Source organism: Bacillus inaquosorum (genome assembly GCF_023238325.1).
In the GTDB taxonomy this organism is placed as follows: domain Bacteria; phylum Bacillota; class Bacilli; order Bacillales; family Bacillaceae; genus Bacillus; species Bacillus inaquosorum.
This window is the reverse complement of sequence record NZ_CP096592.1, coordinates 2,886,353-2,909,600: the sequence shown is the minus strand read 5'-3', so window position 1 is coordinate 2,909,600 and position 23,248 is coordinate 2,886,353. Positions and strand designations below refer to the sequence as shown.

Here is a 23,248-nt window from a genome sequence, read left to right as displayed (position 1 = left end):
CTATGAATGCAATATCACTGGCAGTTGATCAATTTGTGGCAGTTTTGACGATTCAACATCCGCCGGCAAATGCGCTTTCCAGCCGGATATTAGAAGAGCTGTCCTCCTGTCTTGATCAATGTGAGACAGATGCAGGCGTACGAAGCATTATCATTCACGGTGAGGGAAGATTTTTCTCAGCCGGCGCTGATATTAAAGAATTTACATCACTTAAAGGCAATGAGGATTCCTCACTGCTGGCTGAGCGCGGCCAGCAGCTGATGGAAAGAATTGAAGGCTTCCCGAAACCGATTATCGCAGCGATTCACGGTGCTGCTCTTGGCGGAGGGCTGGAGCTTGCGATGGCTTGTCATATCAGAATTGCGGCAGAAGATGCCAAACTGGGGCTCCCGGAGCTTAACCTCGGTATTATACCGGGTTTTGCGGGGACACAGCGTCTACCAAGATATATCGGTACAGCCAAAGCGCTTGAGCTCATCGGATCTGGAGAACCGATATCCGGAAAAGAAGCGCTTGATCTCGGGCTTGTGTCAATTGGAGCAAAGGATGAAGCAGAAGTGCTTGAAAAAGCAAAAGCACTTGCCGCTAAGTTTGCAGAAAAAAGCCCGCAAACGCTGGCATCACTGCTTGAGCTTCTTTACTCAAACAAGGTGTATTCCTATGAAGGCAGCTTAAAGCTTGAAGCGAAGCGGTTTGGAGAAGCATTTGAGTCAGAGGACGCCAAAGAAGGCATCCAGGCATTTCTCGAAAAAAGAAAGCCTCAGTTCAAAGGCGAATAAAAGGGGATATGATCATGAATCTATTTGTACTGATGAAACGGACGTTTGACACAGAAGAAAAAATCGTCATTGAAGCAGGAAAAATTCAGGATGACGGAGCGGAATGGATCATTAATCCATACGACGAGTACGCAATAGAAGAAGCCATCCAGCTGAAGGAAAAGCACGGCGGCACGATCACCGCCGTCACTGTCGGCGGTGAAGATGCGGAGAAGGAATTGCGTACGGCGCTTGCCATGGGATGTGACCAAGCCGTTTTAATCAACATAGAAGATGATCTTGAAGAACCCGACCAATATTCCATTTCTCAAGTTTTATACCACTATATGAAGGATCAGGAGTTTGATTTGATTCTCGGCGGAAATGTTGCCATTGACGGAGGATCAGGACAAGTGGCGCCGCGGCTTGCCGAGCTTCTGGACATTCCGTGCATCACAACGATCACCAAACTCGAAATCAACGGCACTGATGCGGAAGCAGAAAGGGACGTCGAAGGGGATGTTGAAAAAATCAAAACGACACTCCCATTGCTTGTCACAGCTCAGCAGGGCTTAAACGAACCGCGCTATCCATCGCTTCCGGGAATTATGAAGGCCAAGAAAAAACCGCTTGAAGAGCTTGAACTTGATGATCTTGATCTTGACGAAGAGGATGCTGAACCAAAGATGAAAACGATCGAACGTTTTCTGCCGCCGAAAAAAGAAGCCGGGAAGCTTCTCCAAGGTGAGCCTGCCGAACAGGCAAAAGAGCTCGTCTCATTGCTCCGCAGCGAAGCTAAAGTCATTTAAAGCTTGGACATTCAAAGAAACAGGGGGATGTTAGAATGGGAAAAAAAGTGATCGTACTCGGAGAAATTCGCGACGGAGAATTGCGGAATGTCACCTTTGAAGCAATAGCTGCAGGAAGAACCATTTCAGGCGATGGAGAAGTCATCGGTGTTCTGATTGGAGAAAATGTACAAAGCGTTGCACAGGAGCTTATCCATTACGGAGCCGATAAAGTTCTCACAGCCGAGGATCCGAAGCTGAAAGCATATACGGCAGATGGATACAGCCAGGTCATGAGGGCCATTATTGACCAAGAAAAGCCCGATTCCGTTATATGCGGGCACACGGCAATGGGAAAGGACCTTTCACCGAAGCTTGCCGCCCGGCTGCAAACAGGCTTAATTTCTGATGCTACAGATGTAAGCGTTACCGGAGAAAATATCGTATTTACAAGGCCAATTTACTCGGGGAAAGCATTTGAACGCGTCATTTCAACCGATCCGCTGATTTTTGCAACGATTCGCCCCAATAACATTCAAGCTGCAGAAAAAGACGCCAGCAGGTCGGGGAGTATCGATAGCATTGATGTTTCTCTTACAGACCTCCGCACCGTTATCCAAGAAGTCGTGAAAAAAACAGCGGACGGCGTTGATCTCTCCGAAGCAAAAATTATTGTTGCGGGCGGCCGCGGAGTCAAAAGCAAGGAAGGATTTCAGCCGCTGCAGGAGCTTGCAGATGTGCTGGGGGCCGCAGTCGGGGCATCTCGCGGGGCATGCGACGCTGATTATTGCGATTACGCTCTCCAAATCGGACAGACCGGAAAAGTCGTTACCCCGGATTTGTATATTGCCTGCGGCATTTCCGGCGCCATCCAGCATTTGGCCGGCATGTCAAACAGCAAGGTGATTGTCGCCATCAATAAAGATCCCGAAGCAGATATTTTTAAAATAGCGGATTACGGCATTGTAGGCGATTTATTTGAAGTCGTCCCGTTATTAACTGAGGAATTCAAACAATTAAACATACACTCGTAAAGAAAACCCCGGACTGCTGAAGTTCGGGGTTTTTACATTTTCAAATACATACGTACAAATATAAAGTTTAGAAAAAATGTCATTGACATGTACGAACATATATAATATGGTTACTTTAAAAGCGCTTACATTCATGCTGACTCCTCAGGCAAAAGACAGATCACATATTTGACTGTGGTGCTTTTCATATTCGTATGAAAGGAATGATCAAGCATGTCTGAACATCAAGCAGTGATCCAGACGGATATTGTAAAAGGAACTATTAACAAAAATATATACGGTCATTTTGCGGAGCATCTAGGAAGAGGGATTTATGAGGGGATTTGGGTCGGAACGGAGTCAAGCATTCCCAACATAAACGGAATTCGAAAGGATGTGCTGGAAGCGCTCAAGCAGCTTCATATCCCTGTCCTCAGGTGGCCGGGCGGGTGCTTTGCGGACGAATACCATTGGGCAAACGGTGTCGGTGACCGTAAGACGATGCTTAACACTCACTGGGGCGGAACAATTGAATCAAATGAATTCGGAACGCATGAATTTATGATGCTTTGCGAGCTGCTTGAATGCGAGCCTTATATTTGCGGCAATGTCGGAAGCGGAACCGTTCAGGAAATGGCGGAATGGATCGAGTATATGACGTTTGAAGCCGGCACGCCGATGTCAGACTGGAGAAAACAAAATGGAAGAGAGGAGCCCTGGAAGCTGAAATATTTCGGCGTGGGCAATGAGAACTGGGGCTGCGGCGGCAACATGCATCCTGAATACTATGCCGATCTGTACCGGCGTTTTCAAACCTATGTCCGCAATTACAGCGGCAATGAAATATATAAAATTGCAGGCGGCGCAAATGTAGATGATTTTAATTGGACAGACGTGCTCATGAAAAAAGCTGCTGGCCTGATGGACGGATTGAGCCTTCATTATTATACGATTCCGGGTGATTTCTGGAAGGGCAAAGGATCAGCCACAGAATTCACGGAGGATGAATGGTTTATTACAATGAAAAAAGCCAAATACATTGATGAATTGATTCAAAAACACGGAACGATTATGGACCGGTACGATCCAGAGCAGCGGGTCGGGCTGATCATAGACGAATGGGGCACGTGGTTTGATCCTGAGCCAGGCACGAACCCTGGTTTCCTTTATCAGCAAAACACCATTCGTGATGCACTGGTGGCGGCTTCTCATTTCCACATTTTCCATCAGCATTGCCGCCGGGTGCAAATGACCAACATCGCCCAAACGGTAAACGTTCTTCAAGCGATGATTTTGACTGAGGGAGAACGCATGCTTTTGACACCGACGTACCATGTATTTGATATGTTTAAGGTACACCAGGACGCTTCTCTTTTAGAGACTGAAACAACGTCTGCTGACTATGAATGGAAGGGTGAAACGCTGCCGCAAATCAGTATTTCAGCATCGAAACATGCAGAAGGCGATATCAATATCACGATCTGCAACATCGACCACCAAAACAAAGCGGAGGCTGAGATTGAGCTGAGAGGCCTTCACAAGACAGCGGACCATTCCGGAGTCATTCTCACGGCAGAAAAAATGAATGCGCATAACACGTTTGACGATCCTCATCACGTCAAACCGGAGTCTTTCAGCCGATATACGCTTAACAAAAACAAACTGAAAGCAAAACTGCCGCCAATGTCAGTCGTCTTACTCACACTGCGTGCTGATTCTTAATCGAGCGAGAGCGCCGGAGCTTCATGCCGGCGCTCTCTTTCATGTTTTAAAACAGCTCCGGCAGGGCATGGTAAAGTACATGACAGTGAAGAGGAGATGTTATCCTATGCTTCGTACCATTTTAATGATTATCGGGGCTATTGTAGTGATCGGGGCCATTATCAGATTCGTGTTTTAATGAAAAGTGACATATCCCATTCAATCCAGATAAAAATGAGTAAACCGATTGTGATCAGGAAAAAATAATTTGCAAGCATTAAAATAGCGTGAACGAATGGGAGATGCTATACTAAAAATCATCATTTCACAATTGGAGGAATTCAATAATGGCTATCGTAAAAGCAACTGATCAATCTTTTTCAGCTGAAACAAGCGAAGGCGTCGTACTGGCAGACTTCTGGGCTCCTTGGTGCGGACCTTGCAAAATGATTGCACCTGTTCTTGAAGAACTGGATCAAGAAATGGGAGACAAACTGAAGATCGTAAAAATCGATGTGGATGAAAACCAAGAAACAGCCGGAAAATACGGCGTTATGAGCATCCCGACACTTCTTGTGTTAAAAGACGGAGAAGTAGTTGAAACTTCTGTCGGCTTCAAACCAAAAGAAGCGCTTCAAGAGCTTGTCAACAAACATCTTTAATTTTCGGCTGCTTACATGCCAGAGCGATTCCGATTGAGGGATCGCTTTTTTTATTCGCCAATCGTGAATCATAGAGAAAAACAAACGTTCGTGTTAAACTGGAAACAAAGGATTAAACATAAGGAAGGGTAACATATGAACAAACAACTGAAAGAAAAACTCGCCCTCCTTCCCGATCAGCCCGGATGTTATCTCATGAAGGACCGGCAGCAGACTGTGATCTACGTAGGAAAAGCAAAAGTGCTGAAAAACAGAGTGCGCTCCTATTTCACCGGTTCTCACGATGCGAAAACACAAAGGCTTGTGACGGAAATCGAGGATTTTGAATATATCGTGACGTCCTCCAATCTTGAAGCGCTTATTTTAGAAATGAATCTAATCAAAAAGCATGATCCGAAATACAACGTCATGCTCAAAGACGACAAAACCTATCCTTTCATAAAAATCACCCATGAACGCCACCCAAGGCTGATCGTCACCCGCAATGTCAAAAAAGACAAAGGGCGCTATTTCGGGCCGTACCCGAACGTGCAGGCCGCAAGGGAAACTAAAAAACTGCTCGACCGTCTGTATCCTCTCAGAAAATGCTCCAAGCTGCCGGACAGAGTATGTCTATACTATCATCTGGGTCAATGTCTCGCTCCGTGCGTAAAGGACATTTCCGAAGAGACGAATAGAGAGCTGGTTGAGAGCATTACCCGTTTCTTAAAGGGCGGCTATAATGAGGTCAAAAAAGAGCTTGAAGAGAAAATGCATGAAGCTGCCGAGAATCTTGAGTTTGAACGGGCAAAAGAGCTTCGTGACCAAATCGCTCATATCGAATCAACGATGGAAAAACAAAAAATGGCGATGAACGATCTAGTCGACCGTGACGTATTCGCGTACGCATATGATAAGGGCTGGATGTGCGTACAGGTCTTTTTCATCCGCCAAGGAAAGCTCATTGAACGCGATGTCAGCATGTTCCCGCTCTATCAGGAAGCAGATGATGAGTTTCTTACGTTCATCGGACAGTTCTATTCGAAAAACAACCACTTCCTTCCGAAGGAAATTTTAGTTCCGGACAGCGTAGATCAATCTATGATTGAGCAGCTACTGGAAACAAACGTCCACCAGCCGAAGAAGGGCCCGAAAAAAGAACTGCTCATGCTGGCTCATAAAAATGCGAAAATCGCGCTGAAAGAAAAATTCTCCTTAATCGAACGGGACGAGGAGCGCTCAATCGGGGCTGTGCAGAAACTCGGAGAAGCATTGAATATTTATACGCCTCACAGAATCGAAGCGTTTGATAACTCAAACATACAGGGGACAAACCCGGTTTCCGCGATGATCGTGTTTATCGACGGCAAACCGAACAAAAAAGAATACCGCAAATATAAAATCAAAACCGTTACAGGGCCGGATGATTACGGTTCTATGAGAGAGGTTGTCAGAAGGCGCTATACGAGAGTGCTTCGCGAAAACCTGCCGCTGCCTGATCTGATCATCATTGACGGAGGAAAAGGGCAGATCAACGCTGCAAGGGATGTCATTGAAAACGAACTCGGCTTGGATATCCCGATCGCCGGTTTAGCCAAAGACGAAAAACACAGAACTTCAAATTTACTAATCGGGGATCCGCTGGAGGCGGTGTATCTGGAACGGAACAGCCAGGAATTTTACCTCCTGCAGCGCATTCAAGACGAGGTGCACCGGTTTGCGATCAGTTTTCACAGACAAATCCGCGGAAAAAGCGCGTTTCAATCCGTCTTGGACGACATCCCGGGTATCGGAGAGAAAAGAAAGAAAATGCTGTTAAAGCATTTCGGTTCCGTAAAAAAAATAAAGGAAGCAAGCCTTGAGGACATCAAAAAAGCGGGTGTTCCCGCAGCGGCGGCTCAGCTGCTTTACGATAAACTGCAAAAATAATGTTGTCCTTTTAAAAAAGATCTGATAAAATGTGAACTAATTTCATAGTAAGATCGTGTTATATGGTGAAGATAGAGGTGCGAACTTCAAGAGTAAGCCTTTGGAGAAAGATGGATTCTGTGAAAAAGGCTGAAAGGGGAGCGTCGCCGAAGCAAATAAAACCCCATCGGTATTATTTGCTGGCCGTGCATTGAATAAATGTAAGGCTGTCAAGAAATCATTTTCTTGGAGGGCTATCTCGTTGTTCATAATCATTCATGATGATTAATTGATAAGCAATGAGAGCAATTCCTCTCATTGCTTTTTTTATTGTGGACAAAGCGCTCTTTCTCCTCACCCGCACGAACCAAAATGTAAAGGGTGGTAATACATGGGTCTTATCGTACAAAAATTCGGAGGTACTTCCGTCGGCTCAGTTGAAAAAATTCAAAATGCGGCAAACCGCGCGATTGCAGAAAAACAGAAGGGCCATCAAGTCGTTGTTGTCGTTTCAGCTATGGGGAAATCCACTGACGAATTGGTCAGCCTTGCAAAAGCAATTACTGACCAGCCGAGCAAACGCGAAATGGATATGCTGCTGGCGACAGGCGAGCAGGTTACAATTTCCCTGCTTTCTATGGCGCTGCAGGAAAAAGGCTATGACGCTGTGTCTTATACTGGCTGGCAGGCGCGAATCCGCACGGAAGCCGTTCACGGAAACGCCAGAATTACAGATATCGACACTTCGGTTTTAGGAGACCAGCTCGAGCAAGGAAAGATTGTCATTGTCGCAGGATTCCAAGGCATGACAGAGGACTGTGAAATCACGACATTGGGCCGTGGCGGGTCAGACACAACAGCAGTCGCTTTGGCTGCCGCATTAAAAGCGGATAAATGTGACATTTACACGGACGTGCCCGGAGTGTTTACTACCGATCCGCGCTATGTGAAATCTGCGAGAAAGCTTGCAGGCATCTCATACGATGAAATGCTTGAGCTTGCTAATTTAGGCGCCGGCGTTCTTCATCCGAGAGCCGTTGAATTCGCGAAAAATTACCAAGTGCCGTTAGAAGTGCGTTCAAGTACAGAAACAGAAGCTGGAACATTAATTGAGGAGGAATCATCCATGGAGCAAAATTTAATTGTCAGAGGCATTGCGTTTGAAGATCAAATCACAAGGGTAACCATTTACGGGCTGACTGGCGGCCTGACAACTTTGTCTACTATTTTTACAACACTTGCCAAAAGAAACATTAACGTCGATATCATTATCCAAACGCAGGCCGGAGACAATCAGACCGGAATTTCCTTCTCTGTCAAAACAGAAGACACAGACCAAACCGTTGCGGTGCTTGAAGAGTATAAAGACGCGCTTGAATTTGAGAAAATCGAGACAGAAAGCAAATTGGCTAAAGTATCCATTGTCGGATCCGGCATGGTCTCAAACCCTGGTGTAGCCGCTGAAATGTTTGCTGTACTGGCGGAAAAAAACATTTTAATCAAAATGGTCAGCACATCTGAAATCAAAGTATCAACAGTCGTAAGCGAAAATGACATGGTGAAAGCAGTCGAAGCGCTGCACGATGCATTTGAGCTTTCAAAACACCCTTCAGCTGTGTAATGACAATCAAAAAAGGCGGGACTATGCAGTCACCGCCTTTTTTGATTACACTGGGTCTTTCATATCCCATTTCACAGTCAGAACCACTTTATCGGCTCTCTTTTTCACTTGTTCATATGATTCGGCAATTTGGTCATTCATCAATTGAATTTGTTCAGCAATAAAACCAGCTTCCAGCTGAAAGCATGGTTCTTTCTGATGTTTAAGCCGGTTGGAAATGATCGGCCCTTCAAGTTCAAATTCAAGCTCTTGTTTTTTAGCGCTTACGTTGGTGAGGGTTCCCCAGCCCGCTTCTTCAAAGAAGGCCGGAAATTCCTCCCATGATTCAAGAGGAAACTTACGGGCGAGATGCTTCCCTGCCCAATACATCATGGAAGAGTAATCTTGGCCAAGCATATCTGGGAGAACGATCTCTCGTATTAGTTCGTAGGCATAGGCGTTCATTTCAAATTCTTTTAGATTGTCAATAGATGCTTCAAATTTAGACTTCATATCTGTCTCCCCTCTCTCCTTCGTATATTATAGCCCAAACAGGGGGGAGGATTACAGAATGATCCTGTAATTCTAATGAAAAATTAAGCAGAAATATATATTGATAAAATAAAATTTTTAAATCAACTATTCAATTCGGAAAATTATAATTTATGTACGCGTTTTCTTGACGCCCTTTTGAGGGAGGAGTAAAATGAAATTGTCAATAAATCTTAATAAAGTGCTTACAATTGAAAGAAGTGGGGGAAGAGATTTAGCACATTTCGCACTTATCAAACAGGGGGTAAAGTAATGTCTGGGAACAGAGAGTTTTATTTTCGAAGATTGCATTCCTTGCTTGGCGTCATACCGGTCGGCATCTTTCTCATTCAGCATTTAGTCGTCAACCAGTTTGCCGCAAGGGGCGCTGAAGCATTCAATAGTGCTGCTCATTTTATGGATAGTCTGCCTTTCAGGTATGCCTTGGAAATTTTTATTATCTTCTTACCATTAATTTATCATGCAGTTTATGGTGTGTACATAGCGTTTACTGCAAAAAATAACGCAGGCCAATACAGCTATATGAGAAACTGGCTCTTCGTCCTGCAGCGTGTAACCGGTATCATCACCCTCATTTTCGTGAGCTGGCACGTGTGGGAAACCCGCATTGCAGCACAAATGGGCGCTGAGGTCAATTTCGACATGATGGCGAATATTTTGAGCTCTCCGGCTATGCTTGGCTTTTACATTGTCGGTGTTTTATCAACAATTTTCCACTTCTCGAACGGTTTATGGTCTTTCGCTGTTACATGGGGCATCACGGTAACGCCTCGTTCTCAAAGAATTTCGACATACGTTACGCTGATTATTTTTGTTGCACTGTCATACGTAGGCTTAAAAGCGATTTTTGCATTTGTATAAGAGTACTAGATTACTAGAGGGAGAGGGGCTATCATGAGTCAATCAAGCATTATCGTAGTCGGCGGGGGTCTTGCCGGCCTCATGGCGACAATTAAAGCAGCGGAATCAGGAATGGCGGTTAAGCTGTTTTCCATCGTTCCTGTCAAACGTTCTCATTCGGTTTGTGCCCAAGGCGGCATAAACGGAGCGGTCAATACAAAAGGGGAAGGCGACTCTCCGTGGGAACATTTTGATGACACTGTATACGGGGGAGACTTTCTTGCCAACCAGCCGCCGGTCAAGGCGATGTGTGAAGCGGCGCCTTCTATCATCCACTTATTAGACCGGATGGGCGTCATGTTTAACCGGACGCCTGAAGGGCTGCTTGATTTCCGCCGATTCGGGGGTACACAGCATCACAGAACAGCTTATGCGGGTGCGACGACGGGGCAGCAGCTGCTTTACGCACTGGACGAGCAAGTGCGCAGATATGAAGTTGCGGGTCTGGTCACAAAATACGAAGGCTGGGAATTCCTTGGCGCTGTATTAGATGATGACAGAACCTGCCGCGGAATTGTTGCGCAAAACCTGACAAACATGCAAATTGAATCCTTCCGTTCAGACGCGGTCATTATGGCGACGGGCGGACCGGGAATCATTTTTGGAAAATCAACTAACTCCATGATTAATACAGGCTCTGCTGCGTCGATCGTTTATCAGCAGGGAGCGTACTATGCAAACGGAGAATTCATTCAAATCCACCCGACAGCCATACCGGGCGATGACAAACTAAGACTGATGAGTGAATCAGCGCGCGGTGAAGGCGGACGCGTGTGGACATATAAAGACGGTAAACCATGGTATTTCCTAGAGGAAAAATATCCGGCTTACGGAAACCTGGTGCCGCGTGATATTGCGACACGCGAAATATTTGATGTGTGTGTCAACCAGAAGCTTGGCATTAACGGCGAAAACATGGTGTATCTCGATCTGTCTCATAAAGATCCGAAAGAGCTTGATATTAAGCTTGGCGGCATCATTGAGATTTATGAGAAATTCATGGGAGACGACCCGCGGAAGCTTCCGATGAAAATCTTCCCGGCAGTCCATTATTCAATGGGCGGTTTATGGGTGGATTACGATCAAATGACAAACATCCCGGGACTGTTTGCAGCTGGGGAATGTGATTACTCTATGCACGGCGGCAACCGTTTGGGAGCAAACTCCCTGCTTTCTGCGATTTACGGAGGAATGGTGGCCGGACCGAATGCAGTGAAATATGTAAACGGTTTGGAATCTTCAGCAGAAGACATGTCTTCCTCTTTATTCGACGCTCACGTCAAAAAAGAAGAAGAAAAATGGTCTGAGATTATGAGTATGGACGGAACCGAAAATGCCTATGTTCTTCACAAAGAACTCGGTGAGTGGATGACGGCGAATGTCACGGTTGTCCGCCATAACGACAAGCTATTGAAAACGGATGACAAAATTCAGGAATTAATGGAGCGGTTTAAAAAGATTAACATCAATGACACGACAAAATGGAGCAACCAAGGGGCAATGTTCACACGCCAGTTCTCGAACATGCTTCAGCTTGCAAGGGTGATTACCCTTGGCGCATACAACCGTAATGAAAGCCGGGGCGCCCATTATAAACCGGATTATCCTGAACGTAATGATGATGAATGGCTCAAAACAACAATGGCTAAACATGTAAGCCCGTATGAAGCGCCGGAATTTGAGTATCAGGATGTTGATGTATCACTGATAACGCCTCGGAAACGGGATTACTCGAAGAAGAAGGTGGCGAAATAATCATGAGTGAACAAAAAACCATACGATTTATTATCACACGTCAAGATACAGCCGACAGCACGCCTTACGATGAAGAATTTGAAGTTCCATACCGCCCGAACCTGAACGTCATTTCCGCTCTGATGGAAATCCGCCGGAATCCGGTTAACGTGAAAGGTGAAAAGACAACCCCTGTCACATGGGATATGAACTGTCTTGAAGAAGTATGCGGCGCATGTTCAATGGTCATAAACGGAAAACCCCGCCAGTCTTGTACGGCACTTATCGACCAGCTTGAGCAGCCGATCCGCTTAAAACCAATGAAAACATTCCCGGTCGTGCGTGATTTGCAGGTCGACCGAAGCAGAATGTTTGATTCATTGAAAAAAGTAAAAGCGTGGATACCGATTGACGGTACGTACGATTTAGGACCGGGACCGAGAATGCCGGAAAAACGCCGTCAATGGGCATATGAATTATCAAAGTGCATGACGTGCGGTGTCTGCCTCGAAGCCTGCCCGAATGTGAACAGCAAATCGAAGTTTATGGGGCCTGCACCGATGTCTCAAGTCCGCCTGTTTAACGCACATCCGACAGGCGCCATGAATAAGTCTGATCGGTTAGAAGCACTTATGGATGAAGGCGGCCTAGCAGATTGCGGCAACTCGCAAAACTGTGTTCAATCCTGCCCGAAAGGCATCCCGCTCACTACTTCGATTGCAGCCTTAAATAGAGATACAAACTTACAAGCGTTCCGCAATTTCTTCGGAAGCGACAGAGTATAAGAAGAAAAAACCTCTTCCGCATGGGAGAGGTTTTTTTAACAATAAGGAGATGAGGAAAGATGAAGCTTCCCGCTTATATTGATATGCCGTTTCAAGAATGGAAAACAACCTTTTCTTTTTTTTATGAAGTATCCGTGCGATTTTCCGAGACGGACATGTTTGGGCATATGAATAATGTAACTCCTTTTATATACTTTGAGGAGGCACGGATTTCTTATTTTAAAAAGCTGAATATGATGAATGAAAACAAACAGACCATGACAGTCGTGGCAAGCCAGCAATGCGATTATCTGCGCCAAGTCATGCCTTATGAAGAGTTGCGCATCTATGTGAAAACAAGTGCCGTCGGCAGCTCATCCCTTACCTTGCATTATCTCGGAGAGAACCGCAATGGCGAGCCCTGCTTTACCGGAGCGGTTGTGATGGTCCAGGTCTCAAAGGAAAGCGGCAAGGCTGTCAGCTGGACGAATGAGGAGAAAGAAACGCTTCTCCATACACCATAAACTAATTCTCTTGTAAACGTCACCTCCTGCGCCCTTCTTACATATGATATCTCGACTATATCAAAACCCATTCGTTTCTGATTCGCTCTCACCTTAGCAAGGAGGGTTACAATACTTGAAGGAGAAAGAATTTCAATCGAAGCCGCTGCTAACGAAAAGAGAAAGAGAAGTGTTCGAATTGCTCGTTCAAGATAAGACAACAAAGGAGATTGCAAGCGAGCTATTTATCAGTGAGAAAACCGTTCGAAACCATATTTCAAATGCCATGCAGAAATTGGGTGTGAAAGGGCGTTCGCAAGCCGTTGTTGAGCTTCTTAGAATGGGTGAGCTAGAGCTTTAATCCTTGCCGGTATTCCTTCTTTTCAGGAAGGAGCCGGTTATTGCTGTTTGTTTGGAAAGTTCAAAACCATATTTGGAATGCTATGCAAAACTTGGATAGCGAGGCATAAAACAAATTTTTTTATTTGATGTTGTTTGCCTAAATGTCCTCTATTTCTCTTCCGCGAGTCTTGCATTTTCTTCAAAAAAGAAGGAAAATAGACACGGAACGCTTTTGTGCGTAAGAGATCCTTGAGTGAGGGATGGACAAATGACATCAAAACCTTTGGAGCATGTTGCGGATATTGAAAAGTCACTCCGCCACATTGCCGCGATCATTAAGCAAAAAGGACGAGAAATCCTTAACCAATATGCGATTACGCCGCCGCAATTTGTCGGCCTGCAATGGCTTTATGAATTAGGAGATATGACAATCGGCGAACTATCGGGCAAAATGTATCTGGCATGCAGCACAACGACGGATTTAATCGACCGCATGCAAAAAAATCAGCTTGTCGAGCGGGTCAAGGACCCGGCGGACAGACGTGTTGTCCGGATACATCTGCTGCCTGAAGGAGAACGGATTATCCAAGAGGTCATTACAAAAAGGCAGGAATATCTGCGTGATATGTTCGAAACGTTTACAGATGAAGAAATAGCCATCTTCGAAAAATCATTGATGAAACTGCAGCATGAAATGAAGAGAAAATGAGGCGATTTTGTTGGAGCAACCAATAGGAGTCATTGATTCCGGGGTTGGCGGTTTAACCGTTGCAAAGGAAATCATGAGACAGCTACCAAAAGAGAATATTATCTACGTCGGGGATACGAAACGGTGTCCATACGGGCCGCGTCCTGAAGAAGAAGTGCTTCAATATACGTGGGAGCTGACGAATTATTTACTCGAAAACCACCACATCAAAATGCTCGTGATCGCCTGCAACACAGCAACAGCGATCGCATTGGAGGACATCCAGCGCAACGTCGGTATACCGGTGGTCGGAGTGATCCAGCCGGGTGCGAGAGCAGCGATAAAAGTGACGGAGAACCAGCATATCGGTGTCATCGGCACAGAGAATACGATTAAGAGCAATGCGTACGAAGAGGCGCTTTTGGCATTAAATCCTGATCTGAAGGTTGAGAACCTTGCCTGTCCGCTGCTTGTGCCTTTTGTGGAAAGCGGAAAGTTTCTCGACAAAACAGCAGACGAGATTGTCAAAACATCGCTGAATTCGTTAAAAGACACATCGATTGATTCGCTGATTCTAGGCTGCACCCACTATCCTATTTTAAAAGAATCCATTCAGAGATATATGGGAGAGCACGTGAACATTATATCATCCGGCGATGAAACAGCCCGGGAAGTCAGCACAATTCTCTCATATAAAGGGCTGCTGAACCAGTCTCCGTTTGTCCCGGATCATCAGTTCCTGACAACAGGAGCACGTGATCAGTTTGCGAAAATCGCAGACGACTGGTTTGGCCATGAGGTGGGTCATGTGGAATGCATCTCACTGCAAGAACCGATTAGAAGATAGTTTTCCCCCGCAACGGTATGTTGCGGGTTTTTTCTGTTTTGCCGGAATTCTTCGGTCTATTTCCTAAAGAGGCTCGTATACATAATAGTACAAACAGCCTTAGGAGGGAAAAGTATGCTGAAAAAAGGACCTGCAGTCATTGGTGCCACTTGTCTCACCTCTGTCTTGCTTTTATCCGGATGCGGTTTGTTTCAATCTGATAAGGCAGCCGAGGAAATTGATCCGCCTCAAGACGTTACATACGTGAACGATGAAGCGGGGGCCGATTCAAATACAACAGCAGCCGAAAAAACAGAAAGTGAAAAAAGCGATACCGCCAAAGCGGATCAAGCCTCATCTGCAGTCATGAGGGAGCTTTATCTCATTGATAAAAACGGGTATGTCGTTGCGCAAACGCTGCCCCTTCCGAAAAGTGAAGGCACGGCCAAACAGGCGCTTGAATACCTCGTTCAGGGCGGACCTGTGTCAGAAATTCTTCCGAATGGCTTCAGAGCCGTATTGCCGGCTGACACAACCGTTAACGTTGACATCAAAAAAGATGGGACTGCAATAGCTGATTTCTCTAATGAATTTAAAAATTATAAGAAGGAAGACGAACAGAAAATTGTTCAATCTGTGACGTGGACGCTTACACAATTCAGTTCGATAGATAAAGTGAAGCTGAGAATAAACGGCCATGAACTGAAGGAGATGCCTGTAGGCGGGACGCCGATCTCAGATGATTTAAGCCGTAAGGACGGCATTAATTTGGAAACAGCCGGTGTAAATGACCTCACTGCTACCCATCCGCTGACAGTCTACTATTTGGCGGAAAACGATGACAGTGAGTACTATGTGCCGGTGACAAAACGGATCGACAATTCGGAAAAAGACGACATCACAGCAGCTATCAATGAATTGGCTAAAGGCCCAAGCAAGGTGAGCGGACTGTTAACAGACTTCAGTGAAGACGTAAAGCTGATCAGCAAGCCGAAGATCAAAGACGGACGGGTGACGTTAGATTTCAATCAATCTATATTCGGCAGCGCCGATGAAAAGACGAAAATGATTTCTTCAGAAGTGCTGAACAGCATTGTGCTGACGTTGACGGAGCAGCCGGATGTAAAAAGTGTCTCTGTTAAAGTAAACGGGAAATCAGAGCTTGTAAATGAAAAAGGTGAAAAACTCACAGAACCGGTCTCCAGACCTTCTCAAGTGAATACGGGTAGTTTTTAAATTGGGATTTTTGATATACTAGAAAGAAAGAGGTAAGCGTTCCGGCTGCCTCTTTCTTTATTCAATTTCCGGGACAAAAATGGTTTATGTACATATAATCGGAGGTAAAACATGAGACATGACGGAAGACAACATGATGAGCTGCGTCCAATCACATTCGATTTGGATTTTATCAGCCATCCGGAAGGTTCTGTTCTAATAACAGCGGGAAATACAAAAGTAATCTGCAACGCATCTGTTGAGGATCGCGTGCCGCCGTTTTTACGGGGCGGGGGAAAAGGCTGGATTACTGCTGAATACAGCATGCTGCCGCGGGCAACAAACCAAAGAACAATCAGAGAATCTTCAAAGGGGAAAATTTCCGGCAGAACAATGGAAATTCAGCGCCTGATCGGCCGCGCGCTTCGGGCAGTGGTAGATTTAGAAAAGCTCGGTGAACGGACGATTTGGATTGACTGCGATGTCATTCAGGCTGATGGCGGAACAAGAACCGCTTCCATTACAGGCGCATTTCTTGCGATGTCGATTGCGATTGCCAAGCTGCTCAAAGCGGGAACAATCAAGGCAAACCCGATCACTGATTTTCTCGCCGCGATCTCTGTCGGAATTGATAAGGAACAGAGAATTTTGTTAGATTTAAACTATGAAGAAGATTCCTCCGCAGAAGTTGACATGAATGTCATTATGACAGGCAGCGGCCGTTTTGTGGAGCTGCAGGGAACTGGGGAAGAGGCGACTTTTTCAAGGGAAGATCTAAACGGACTTCTCGGTCTTGCAGAAAAAGGCATTCAAGAGCTGATTGACAAGCAAAAAGAAGTGCTGGGTGATTCTCTGCCAGAACTGAAATAAAGACAGAAAGGCTTGATCATCATGAAAGAAGCAATTATTGCGACACATAATCCGGGAAAAGTAAAGGAATTTAAAGAAATCCTTGAGCCAAAAGGTTATGATGTCAAATCGTTAGCTGAAATTGGATTCACAGAAGAAATTGAGGAAACAGGCCATACGTTTGAAGAAAATGCCATTCTGAAAGCAGAAGCTGTTGCCAAAGCAGTGAACAAAATGGTGATTGCGGACGACTCCGGTCTGTCCATCGATAATCTTGGAGGCAGACCCGGCGTTTATTCTGCCCGCTATGCAGGGGAACAGAAAGACGATCAGGCAAATATCGATAAAGTGCTTAGTGAGCTGAAAGGAATTGAAAAAGAACAGCGCACGGCCCGTTTCCGCTGCGCGCTGGCTGTGAGTATCCCTGGAGAGGAAACAAAAACAGTCGAAGGCCATGTTGAAGGGTATATTGCAGAAGAACCGAGAGGGGAATACGGCTTTGGCTATGACCCGATCTTTATCGTGAAGGATAAAGATAAGACAATGGCTGAACTGACAAGTGATGAAAAAAATAAAATCAGCCATAGGGCTGACGCGCTTAAAAAGCTGTCTAAGCTTTTGGAGGCATAAGGGGGAAGCTTTGTACATGAACGTACTGATTATCAGTGACAGCCATGGCCTTGAAGAAGAACTCCAAACCATCGCGAAACGACATGAAGCAGAAGTTGATCTCATGATTCACTGCGGAGACTCTGAGCTTGAAACCGGGCATCCCGCATTGGATTCTTATGAGGTTGTAAAAGGCAATTGCGATTTCACCGGCAATTTTAAGGACGAGCTTCTTCTGACTGCCGGTTCAAAAAAAATACTGGTCACGCACGGCCACCTTCATGGTATAAAACAAACCTTGTTAAACGTATACTATCGTGCAGAGGAGCTCGGGGCGGATATTATCTGTTTCGGGCATTCGCACATCGCGGGAAGCGAAGTGCTGCGCGGAAAACTGATGATTAACCCTGGCAGCATCCGCCTTCCGAGGGTGCGCAGGACAGAAAGCTATGCTATACTGACATTAGAAAATGATGCCGCAACCGTGCGTTTTTACGACCAAGCAGGCCATGAAATTGAGGATCTGCAAAACCGAGTCACACTATGAAAATGTCATGAGGAAGAAAATTTTCTTCCTCATGAAAAAAATTCTAAAAAACCGTTGACTTATTGTTGTATCCCATATATAATAAATCTTGTCGCTGATAGTTAAAGCGAAAAACGAAAAAATAAAACATGTCCCAGTAGCTCAGCTGGATAGAGCAACGGCCTTCTAAGCCGTCGGTCGGGAGTTCGAATCTCTCCTGGGACGTACCAAAAGAAAAACCTCAAATCCTTAAGGATTTGAGGTTTTTTGTTGTCGGTTTATAATTTTTATTTGTTATTTAACGGATCATCATCCAAGCCGTCAACTTTTCCTTCTTTATTCAGGCGAGGTTCTTCTTTCTTCACAGTTTCAGAAATATGTTCATTTTCTTCAACAGTACGTTTTCCAACAACTACTTCATCAGTGACAACCGGTTTTTTAGTCACTTCCAGCTTTTCCTCAACGATTGGAACTCTGACCGTTTCTGAATCATTGACAGGAGAAGCCTCCGCTGTGTTTTCATCCACTGGGCGGCGTTCAACATAAATTTCATCGTGTCTCACTGGGATGTCCATATCTCTTTGTTCTGTTTTCACTTCTTTTCCTATCTCTACTTCTCCGGTTTGAACGTCTTCCTTACCGACTTTTATCTGTTCTTCGCGCAACGGCATGGTTTTTTCTTCTTTCGTTGTATAATCGGCTATTTCATTTGTACTTGAAAAGCCGTCTGAAAGAGCATTGCCGTTATCAAGAGGAGTATTTACATCTGCATCTGTATCAACGGCCACAAGGAGTTTTCCGTCATCCAGATCCTCTTGATACTTGTCGATTTCGTCAGTTGTGATATCCAAATCGGATAATGCCTTGCTATGAGCAGCAGTATCATCCATTGTGAAATAATCTTTCAGTTTATCGAAAAAAGATTCAGAATCGCCCTCATGTGCATCGATGGCCTGATTGACTTCTGTTCCTGTGCGTGATTCAAGATAATCTGTATCTCGACGGCTTGTCACAACAGAAATGTCGTCAGAATCATACCCTTTTGTTAATAAGCCTTCAATTGCTGCGATTGTTTCCTGCGGAGTTTCGTATACACCAACTATACTTTTCATATCAATCTCCTCCTTTATCAATTTTACATTTTATCGTTCATGTCGTTTGTAATTCCCGCTGCTCTTTAAAATAAACAAAATTGAAAACACCGGGTGTGTTTTAAAACAAGGCGGATTAGGTGTGAAAGACAAAAAAGGATAGATAAGGCAGATCACCCTCTGCACTTATCTACCCTCATAAAAAATGCTTCACAATTCCTTCGTCATAAACACACTGTTCGGATCTTCAACATAGTCTGCAAACGGTTCACAGTACTGAAAACCGAAGCTTTCATACAATTTTCTTGCCGGCTCAAATGAAGCCATTGAACCCGTTTCCAAGCTTAACCGCCCATATCCTCGCTTCCCAGCCTCCTCTAGGATGTGCTGAAGAACTTGTTTGGCAACGCCTTTTCTTAAATGGGATGCAGACGTTCGCATTGATTTGATTTCTCCGTGCCGGCTGTCCAGTTCTTTAAGCGCTCCGCAGCCGGCTAGTTCATCTCCCTCCCATGCGCTCCAAAATGTTATTTCAGGCTTTCTCAGTCTTTCTAAGCCTAAGGCGTGGATGCTTTCGGGCGGGGACATGAGTGTCATGCTATGTAAATGCTCCTTCACAAGTGAGATCACTTGGTGTCCAGTTAAATCATCTATTTTTATATACAATTCTAGTTCCTCCTCAGAAACTTGTTGATTTGCAGAACGTATTTTCATTTCATCTTAATCATATTCCGTTCTGTTTCCAAATAGAAAGACAGAAAATCTGACAGTATGGGATTATTGTTTAGAATGATAAGACGTTTCAAAGCAAAAAAAAGAGCCGAAATAGATGTTCGGCCCCTTGTGGTTTTCTTTAATATCTAAAGCCTCCGTGTACACCGGCTGCTCCGCTGAATCCGCCAGCGTGCGTTGCCGGGATACTGAAACCGCCGCCGTGACCGCTATAGCCGCCACCTGCAAATTGCTGTCCGTAAAATCCTGAAGCATATGGAAATGAGGAGTACATAGCAGATGGAGTGCTTAGCGGGCTGTATGCTTGGCTGTACGGCTGTCCGTATCCATAGCCTCCAAACGGCTGATAGCTTTGCTGATAAAAGGCAGGAGCCGTCGGATAATATGGCTGCGGAAAGCTTGGAAAACCTCCGGGGAATCCTTGGATGTCTGCTAATGATTTATTCATCGTATCACCTTTTCTATGCAAGATATCACTAGTCTATGCCGGGAATTGATGAAAGAGCCTATCCGAATTGAAAATGTTTGCAAGAAGATCTTTCATACATATGTCTCATCGAAATAATAGCACGTCATATTTTATGACATGTTTATATCAGATTAAAAAATTCTGGTGTATCCTTGATAGATTAATAAAAAAATTATAAAAACTTTTAACATTTGCAATTCCTTACATACCAATAATGAAAGCGTATACAATATAGATTGATTAATCAAAATTGTCTAATAATTTTAAAAAATGCTGTTGACACTGCGTCCAAAGCGGCGTAATATGAGTTCAACAAAAGATAAACGCAAGCTTCACAAGCAAAAATGATCGCAATATGATTCTGAAAAATCAAAAAACAATTGACCCTCTTGAACTGCTGAAAAGCCGTTCAGGAGACTGAATATGAAAAGCGCAGATGAGGATAAGTAGCCTTGCTGAAGTTTTCCACAGAGAACCGGGTTAGCTGAGAACCGGTGAAGCTTTACAAGGTGAACTCGCCTCAGAGTGCCAGTCTGAAATCATAGTAGGACTTGGCCGGGTGAACTTGATTCACTCGTTATTAAAGCGGATAGAAATATCCATGAGACGGCCGATTTTAAGGCCGTAAACAAGGGTGGTACCGCGGAAAGAAGAGCCTTTTCGCCCCTTTTAGCTATCGCATTCACTGCGCGGCTGATTGTGGGCGGAAGGGCTTTTTTTATTGAATAATCAGCTATCAAGCTAATTTAAAGATGATCTTTAGAGGATGAAAATCCAAAAGGAGGAACTGAAAATGGGGACTAATGTACAGGTGGATTCAGCATCTGCCAAATGTACACAGACGATGAGCGGAGCATTAATGCTGATTGAATCATTAAAAAAAGAGAAAGTAGAAATGATATTCGGTTATCCGGGCGGGGCAGTGCTTCCGATCTACGATAAACTCTACAATTCAGGGATGGTACATATCCTTCCCCGTCACGAACAAGGTGCGATTCATGCAGCGGAAGGATACGCAAGAGTATCTGGAAAACCTGGTGTCGTCATTGCCACGTCAGGTCCGGGGGCGACAAACCTCGTTACAGGCCTTGCGGATGCCATGATTGATTCATTGCCATTAGTGGTTTTTACAGGGCAGGTAGCGACCTCCGTTATCGGCAGCGATGCATTTCAGGAAGCGGACATTTTAGGAATTACCATGCCGGTGACAAAACACAGCTACCAGGTTCGCCAGCCGGAAGATCTGCCGCGCATTATTAAAGAAGCGTTCCATATTGCAACAACTGGGAGACCCGGCCCTGTACTGATTGATATTCCGAAAGATGTAGCAACAATCGAAGGAGAATTCAGCTACGATCATGAGATGAATCTCCCGGGATACCAGCCGACAACAGAACCGAATTATTTGCAGATCCGCAAGCTTGTAGAAGCCGTAAGCAGCGCAAAGAAACCGGTGATCCTGGCGGGTGCGGGCGTACTGCACGGAAAAGCGTCAGAAGAATTAAAAAATTATGCAGAGCAGCAGCAAATCCCTGTGGCACACACCCTTTTGGGGCTCGGAGGCTTCCCGGCTGACCATCCGCTTTTCCTTGGAATGGCCGGAATGCACGGTACTTATACAGCCAATATGGCCCTTCATGATTGTGATCTTTTAATCAGTATCGGCGCCCGTTTTGATGACCGCGTCACAGGAAACCTGAAGCACTTTGCAAGAAACGCAAAGATTGCCCACATCGATATTGATCCGGCTGAAATCGGAAAAATCATGAAAACACAAATTCCTGTAGTCGGAGACAGCAAAATTGTCCTCCAAGAGCTGATCAAACAAGACGGCAAACAAAGTGATTCAAGCGAATGGAAAAAACAGCTTGCCGAATGGAAAGAAGAGTACCCGCTCTGGTATGTAGATAATGAAGAAGAGGGCTTTAAACCTCAGAAATTGATTGAATATATTCATCAATTTACAAATGGCGAGGCCATTGTCGCAACGGATGTCGGCCAGCATCAAATGTGGTCAGCGCAATTTTATCCGTTCCAAAAAGCAGATAAATGGGTCACATCAGGCGGACTTGGAACGATGGGATTCGGCCTCCCGGCAGCGATTGGCGCACAGCTGGCAGATAGAGATGCTACTGTAGTCGCGGTTCTCGGAGACGGCGGTTTTCAAATGACGCTCCAAGAACTAGATGTCATTCGCGAATTGAATCTTCCCGTCAAAGTCGTGATTTTAAATAACGCTTGTCTCGGAATGGTCAGACAGTGGCAAGAAATTTTCTATGAAGAACGCTATTCAGAGTCTAAATTCGCTTCTCAGCCTGACTTCGTCAAATTGTCAGAAGCATACAGCATTAAAGGCATCAGAATTTCAACAGAAGCGGAAGCGAAAGAAAAGCTGGAAGAGGCATTAACATCAAAAGAACCGGTTGTCATTGACGTGCGGGTTGCCAGCGAAGAAAAAGTATTCCCGATGGTGGCTCCGGGAAAAGGGCTGCATGAAATGGTGGGGGTGAAACCTTGAAAAGAATTATCACATTGACAGTGGTGAACCGTTCCGGGGTGTTAAACCGGATCACCGGTCTATTTACAAAAAGACATTACAACATTGAAAGCATTACAGTTGGACACACAGAAACAACCGGCGTTTCCAGAATTACCTTCGTTGTTCACGTTGAAGGAGAAAATGATGTTGAACAGCTGACAAAACAGCTCAACAAACAGATTGATGTGCTGAAAGTCACAGACATCACTAATCAATCGATTGTCCAGAGGGAACTGGCCTTAATTAAGGTCGTTTCCGCACCGTCAACGAGAACAGAGATTAATGGAATCATAGAGCCGTTCAGAGCCTCTGTCGTTGATGTCAGCAGAGACAGCATTGTTGTTCAGGTGACAGGCGAATCTAACAAAATCGAAGCGCTTATTGAACTGTTAAAACCTTATGGCATTAAAGAAATCGCGAGAACAGGTACAACGGCTTTTGCGAGGGGAACCCAGCAAAAGGCGTCATCCAATAAAACAATATCTATTGTATAAAACATA

The 23,248-nt window shown here is 45.0% G+C and carries 24 protein-coding genes, 1 tRNA gene, 1 riboswitch and 1 other annotated feature; of the genes, 21 read left to right on the top strand and 4 right to left on the bottom strand.

The window, feature by feature from the left end; translation table 11 throughout:
- Positions 1 to 2: 2 nt before the first annotated feature.
- The 7 genes from M1M80_RS14765 (at position 3) to M1M80_RS14735 (ending at position 8,430) form a co-directional block, all read left to right on the top strand.
- The gene (locus M1M80_RS14765) at positions 3 to 779 is read left to right on the top strand and encodes an enoyl-CoA hydratase (protein WP_060399231.1); all 777 of its coding nucleotides are present in this window, start codon (positions 3 to 5) and stop codon (positions 777 to 779) included.
- Positions 780 to 793: 14 nt separating this feature from the next.
- Entirely contained in the window at positions 794 to 1,567 is a 774-nt protein-coding gene (gene etfB / locus M1M80_RS14760) for an electron transfer flavoprotein subunit beta (RefSeq protein WP_060399230.1), read from the top strand.
- Between the two features lie 35 nt (positions 1,568 to 1,602).
- Positions 1,603 to 2,580 carry an electron transfer flavoprotein subunit alpha gene (etfA, locus tag M1M80_RS14755; RefSeq protein ID WP_060399229.1) on the top strand — a complete coding sequence of 326 codons (978 nt, stop codon included), beginning with the start codon at positions 1,603 to 1,605 and terminating at the stop codon, positions 2,578 to 2,580.
- Between the two features lie 213 nt (positions 2,581 to 2,793).
- A complete protein-coding gene (gene abfB / locus M1M80_RS14750) occupies positions 2,794 to 4,281 on the top strand; it encodes an alpha-L-arabinofuranosidase AbfB (protein WP_060399228.1) in 1,488 nt (495 codons plus the stop codon).
- A 326-nt stretch (positions 4,282 to 4,607) separates the two neighbouring features.
- Complete coding sequence (trxA, locus tag M1M80_RS14745) at positions 4,608 to 4,922, top strand: thioredoxin (RefSeq protein WP_003222500.1); 315 nt, start codon at positions 4,608 to 4,610, stop codon at positions 4,920 to 4,922.
- Positions 4,923 to 5,057: 135 nt separating this feature from the next.
- A complete protein-coding gene (uvrC, locus tag M1M80_RS14740; protein ID WP_060399227.1) occupies positions 5,058 to 6,830 on the top strand; it encodes an excinuclease ABC subunit UvrC in 1,773 nt (590 codons plus the stop codon).
- Between the two features lie 64 nt (positions 6,831 to 6,894).
- A riboswitch (Lysine riboswitch) is annotated at positions 6,895 to 7,074 on the top strand.
- A 126-nt stretch (positions 7,075 to 7,200) separates the two neighbouring features.
- Positions 7,201 to 8,430 carry an aspartate kinase gene (locus M1M80_RS14735; RefSeq protein ID WP_060399226.1) on the top strand — a complete coding sequence of 410 codons (1,230 nt, stop codon included), beginning with the start codon at positions 7,201 to 7,203 and terminating at the stop codon, positions 8,428 to 8,430.
- Between the two features lie 45 nt (positions 8,431 to 8,475).
- Here M1M80_RS14735 and M1M80_RS14730 read toward each other — a convergent pair whose 3' ends face one another.
- Positions 8,476 to 8,922 (bottom strand): YslB family protein, encoded by a 447-nt coding sequence (locus M1M80_RS14730; RefSeq protein ID WP_003237653.1) that lies wholly within the window; start codon positions 8,920 to 8,922, stop codon positions 8,476 to 8,478.
- A gap of 291 nt (positions 8,923 to 9,213) precedes the next feature.
- On the opposite strand from M1M80_RS14730, the gene sdhC reads away from it, so the two are divergent.
- The 12 genes from sdhC to M1M80_RS14670 all read left to right on the top strand — a co-directional run bounded on the left by sdhC (position 9,214) and on the right by M1M80_RS14670 (position 18,142).
- A complete protein-coding gene (gene sdhC, locus M1M80_RS14725) occupies positions 9,214 to 9,822 on the top strand; it encodes a succinate dehydrogenase cytochrome B558 (RefSeq protein ID WP_003222512.1) in 609 nt (202 codons plus the stop codon).
- A 33-nt stretch (positions 9,823 to 9,855) separates the two neighbouring features.
- Positions 9,856 to 11,616, top strand: a complete 1,761-nt coding sequence (gene sdhA / locus M1M80_RS14720; RefSeq protein WP_019259104.1) for a succinate dehydrogenase flavoprotein subunit — start codon at positions 9,856 to 9,858, stop codon at positions 11,614 to 11,616.
- 2 nt (positions 11,617 to 11,618) lie between these two features.
- A complete protein-coding gene (gene sdhB, locus M1M80_RS14715) occupies positions 11,619 to 12,380 on the top strand; it encodes a succinate dehydrogenase iron-sulfur subunit (protein ID WP_003222517.1) in 762 nt (253 codons plus the stop codon).
- A 59-nt stretch (positions 12,381 to 12,439) separates the two neighbouring features.
- Positions 12,440 to 12,883, top strand: coding sequence for an acyl-CoA thioesterase (locus M1M80_RS14710; RefSeq protein ID WP_003237647.1), 444 nt, complete (start codon positions 12,440 to 12,442; stop codon positions 12,881 to 12,883).
- 115 nt (positions 12,884 to 12,998) lie between these two features.
- Positions 12,999 to 13,223 (top strand): spore germination transcription factor GerE, encoded by a 225-nt coding sequence (gene gerE / locus M1M80_RS14705; protein ID WP_003184172.1) that lies wholly within the window; start codon positions 12,999 to 13,001, stop codon positions 13,221 to 13,223.
- 249 nt (positions 13,224 to 13,472) lie between these two features.
- The gene (locus M1M80_RS14700) at positions 13,473 to 13,913 is read left to right on the top strand and encodes a MarR family winged helix-turn-helix transcriptional regulator (protein ID WP_003237645.1); all 441 of its coding nucleotides are present in this window, start codon (positions 13,473 to 13,475) and stop codon (positions 13,911 to 13,913) included.
- A 7-nt stretch (positions 13,914 to 13,920) separates the two neighbouring features.
- Positions 13,921 to 14,739 (top strand): glutamate racemase, encoded by an 819-nt coding sequence (racE, locus tag M1M80_RS14695; RefSeq protein ID WP_080429045.1) that lies wholly within the window; start codon positions 13,921 to 13,923, stop codon positions 14,737 to 14,739.
- Positions 14,740 to 14,853: 114 nt separating this feature from the next.
- Positions 14,854 to 15,954, top strand: a complete 1,101-nt coding sequence (gene gerM, locus M1M80_RS14690; RefSeq protein ID WP_060399224.1) for a spore germination protein GerM — start codon at positions 14,854 to 14,856, stop codon at positions 15,952 to 15,954.
- A gap of 111 nt (positions 15,955 to 16,065) precedes the next feature.
- On the top strand, positions 16,066 to 16,803 hold the full coding sequence (rph, locus tag M1M80_RS14685) for a ribonuclease PH (protein WP_019259098.1): 738 nt from the start codon (positions 16,066 to 16,068) through the stop codon (positions 16,801 to 16,803).
- Positions 16,804 to 16,815: 12 nt separating this feature from the next.
- A complete protein-coding gene (locus M1M80_RS14680) occupies positions 16,816 to 17,412 on the top strand; it encodes an XTP/dITP diphosphatase (RefSeq protein WP_080429044.1) in 597 nt (198 codons plus the stop codon).
- A 16-nt stretch (positions 17,413 to 17,428) separates the two neighbouring features.
- Positions 17,429 to 17,938, top strand: a complete 510-nt coding sequence (locus M1M80_RS14675) for a metallophosphoesterase (protein ID WP_003237634.1) — start codon at positions 17,429 to 17,431, stop codon at positions 17,936 to 17,938.
- Between the two features lie 130 nt (positions 17,939 to 18,068).
- Positions 18,069 to 18,142: transfer RNA gene (locus tag M1M80_RS14670), tRNA-Arg, on the top strand.
- A gap of 62 nt (positions 18,143 to 18,204) precedes the next feature.
- Here the strand turns inward: M1M80_RS14670 and M1M80_RS14665 are convergent.
- The 3 genes from M1M80_RS14665 to cotQ form a co-directional block, all read right to left on the bottom strand.
- Positions 18,205 to 19,029, bottom strand: a complete 825-nt coding sequence (locus tag M1M80_RS14665) for a YsnF/AvaK domain-containing protein (RefSeq protein WP_060399222.1) — start codon at positions 19,027 to 19,029, stop codon at positions 18,205 to 18,207.
- Positions 19,030 to 19,218: 189 nt separating this feature from the next.
- A complete protein-coding gene (locus M1M80_RS14660; protein WP_060399221.1) occupies positions 19,219 to 19,674 on the bottom strand; it encodes a GNAT family N-acetyltransferase in 456 nt (151 codons plus the stop codon).
- Positions 19,675 to 19,861: 187 nt separating this feature from the next.
- Positions 19,862 to 20,188 (bottom strand): inner spore coat protein CotQ, encoded by a 327-nt coding sequence (gene cotQ, locus M1M80_RS14655; RefSeq protein WP_060399220.1) that lies wholly within the window; start codon positions 20,186 to 20,188, stop codon positions 19,862 to 19,864.
- Between the two features lie 445 nt (positions 20,189 to 20,633).
- Positions 20,634 to 20,880: a binding site (T-box leader), on the top strand.
- A gap of 122 nt (positions 20,881 to 21,002) precedes the next feature.
- Between cotQ and ilvB the strand changes: the two genes are divergently transcribed.
- The gene (ilvB, locus tag M1M80_RS14650) at positions 21,003 to 22,727 is read left to right on the top strand and encodes an acetolactate synthase large subunit (RefSeq protein ID WP_060399219.1); all 1,725 of its coding nucleotides are present in this window, start codon (positions 21,003 to 21,005) and stop codon (positions 22,725 to 22,727) included.
- Entirely contained in the window at positions 22,724 to 23,242 is a 519-nt protein-coding gene (ilvN, locus tag M1M80_RS14645) for an acetolactate synthase small subunit (RefSeq protein WP_003237622.1), read from the top strand. Before ilvB ends, ilvN begins: the two co-directional genes overlap by 4 nt.
- The last annotated feature ends 6 nt before the right edge of the window (positions 23,243 to 23,248 follow it).

Excerpts from the sequence above, each read along its gene's own strand:
- M1M80_RS14765 (WP_060399231.1), top strand. The coding sequence starts at position 3 with ATGAATGCAATATCACTGGCAGTTGATCAATTTGTGGCAGTTTTGACG.
- abfB (WP_060399228.1), top strand. The coding sequence starts at position 2,794 with ATGTCTGAACATCAAGCAGTGATCCAGACGGATATTGTAAAAGGAACT.
- M1M80_RS14735 (WP_060399226.1), top strand. The coding sequence starts at position 7,201 with ATGGGTCTTATCGTACAAAAATTCGGAGGTACTTCCGTCGGCTCAGTT.
- etfA (WP_060399229.1), top strand. The coding sequence starts at position 1,603 with ATGGGAAAAAAAGTGATCGTACTCGGAGAAATTCGCGACGGAGAATTG.
- trxA (WP_003222500.1), top strand. The coding sequence starts at position 4,608 with ATGGCTATCGTAAAAGCAACTGATCAATCTTTTTCAGCTGAAACAAGC.
- ilvB (WP_060399219.1), top strand. The coding sequence starts at position 21,003 with ATGGGGACTAATGTACAGGTGGATTCAGCATCTGCCAAATGTACACAG.
- cotQ (WP_060399220.1), bottom strand. The coding sequence starts at position 20,188 with ATGAATAAATCATTAGCAGACATCCAAGGATTCCCCGGAGGTTTTCCA.
- M1M80_RS14730 (WP_003237653.1), bottom strand. The coding sequence starts at position 8,922 with ATGAAGTCTAAATTTGAAGCATCTATTGACAATCTAAAAGAATTTGAA.
- M1M80_RS14675 (WP_003237634.1), top strand. The coding sequence starts at position 17,429 with ATGAACGTACTGATTATCAGTGACAGCCATGGCCTTGAAGAAGAACTC.
- M1M80_RS14710 (WP_003237647.1), top strand. The coding sequence starts at position 12,440 with ATGAAGCTTCCCGCTTATATTGATATGCCGTTTCAAGAATGGAAAACA.
- sdhB (WP_003222517.1), top strand. The coding sequence starts at position 11,619 with ATGAGTGAACAAAAAACCATACGATTTATTATCACACGTCAAGATACA.
- M1M80_RS14700 (WP_003237645.1), top strand. The coding sequence starts at position 13,473 with ATGACATCAAAACCTTTGGAGCATGTTGCGGATATTGAAAAGTCACTC.
- etfB (WP_060399230.1), top strand. The coding sequence starts at position 794 with ATGAATCTATTTGTACTGATGAAACGGACGTTTGACACAGAAGAAAAA.
- gerM (WP_060399224.1), top strand. The coding sequence starts at position 14,854 with ATGCTGAAAAAAGGACCTGCAGTCATTGGTGCCACTTGTCTCACCTCT.
- sdhC (WP_003222512.1), top strand. The coding sequence starts at position 9,214 with ATGTCTGGGAACAGAGAGTTTTATTTTCGAAGATTGCATTCCTTGCTT.
- sdhA (WP_019259104.1), top strand. The coding sequence starts at position 9,856 with ATGAGTCAATCAAGCATTATCGTAGTCGGCGGGGGTCTTGCCGGCCTC.
- rph (WP_019259098.1), top strand. The coding sequence starts at position 16,066 with ATGAGACATGACGGAAGACAACATGATGAGCTGCGTCCAATCACATTC.
- uvrC (WP_060399227.1), top strand. The coding sequence starts at position 5,058 with ATGAACAAACAACTGAAAGAAAAACTCGCCCTCCTTCCCGATCAGCCC.
- M1M80_RS14665 (WP_060399222.1), bottom strand. The coding sequence starts at position 19,029 with ATGAAAAGTATAGTTGGTGTATACGAAACTCCGCAGGAAACAATCGCA.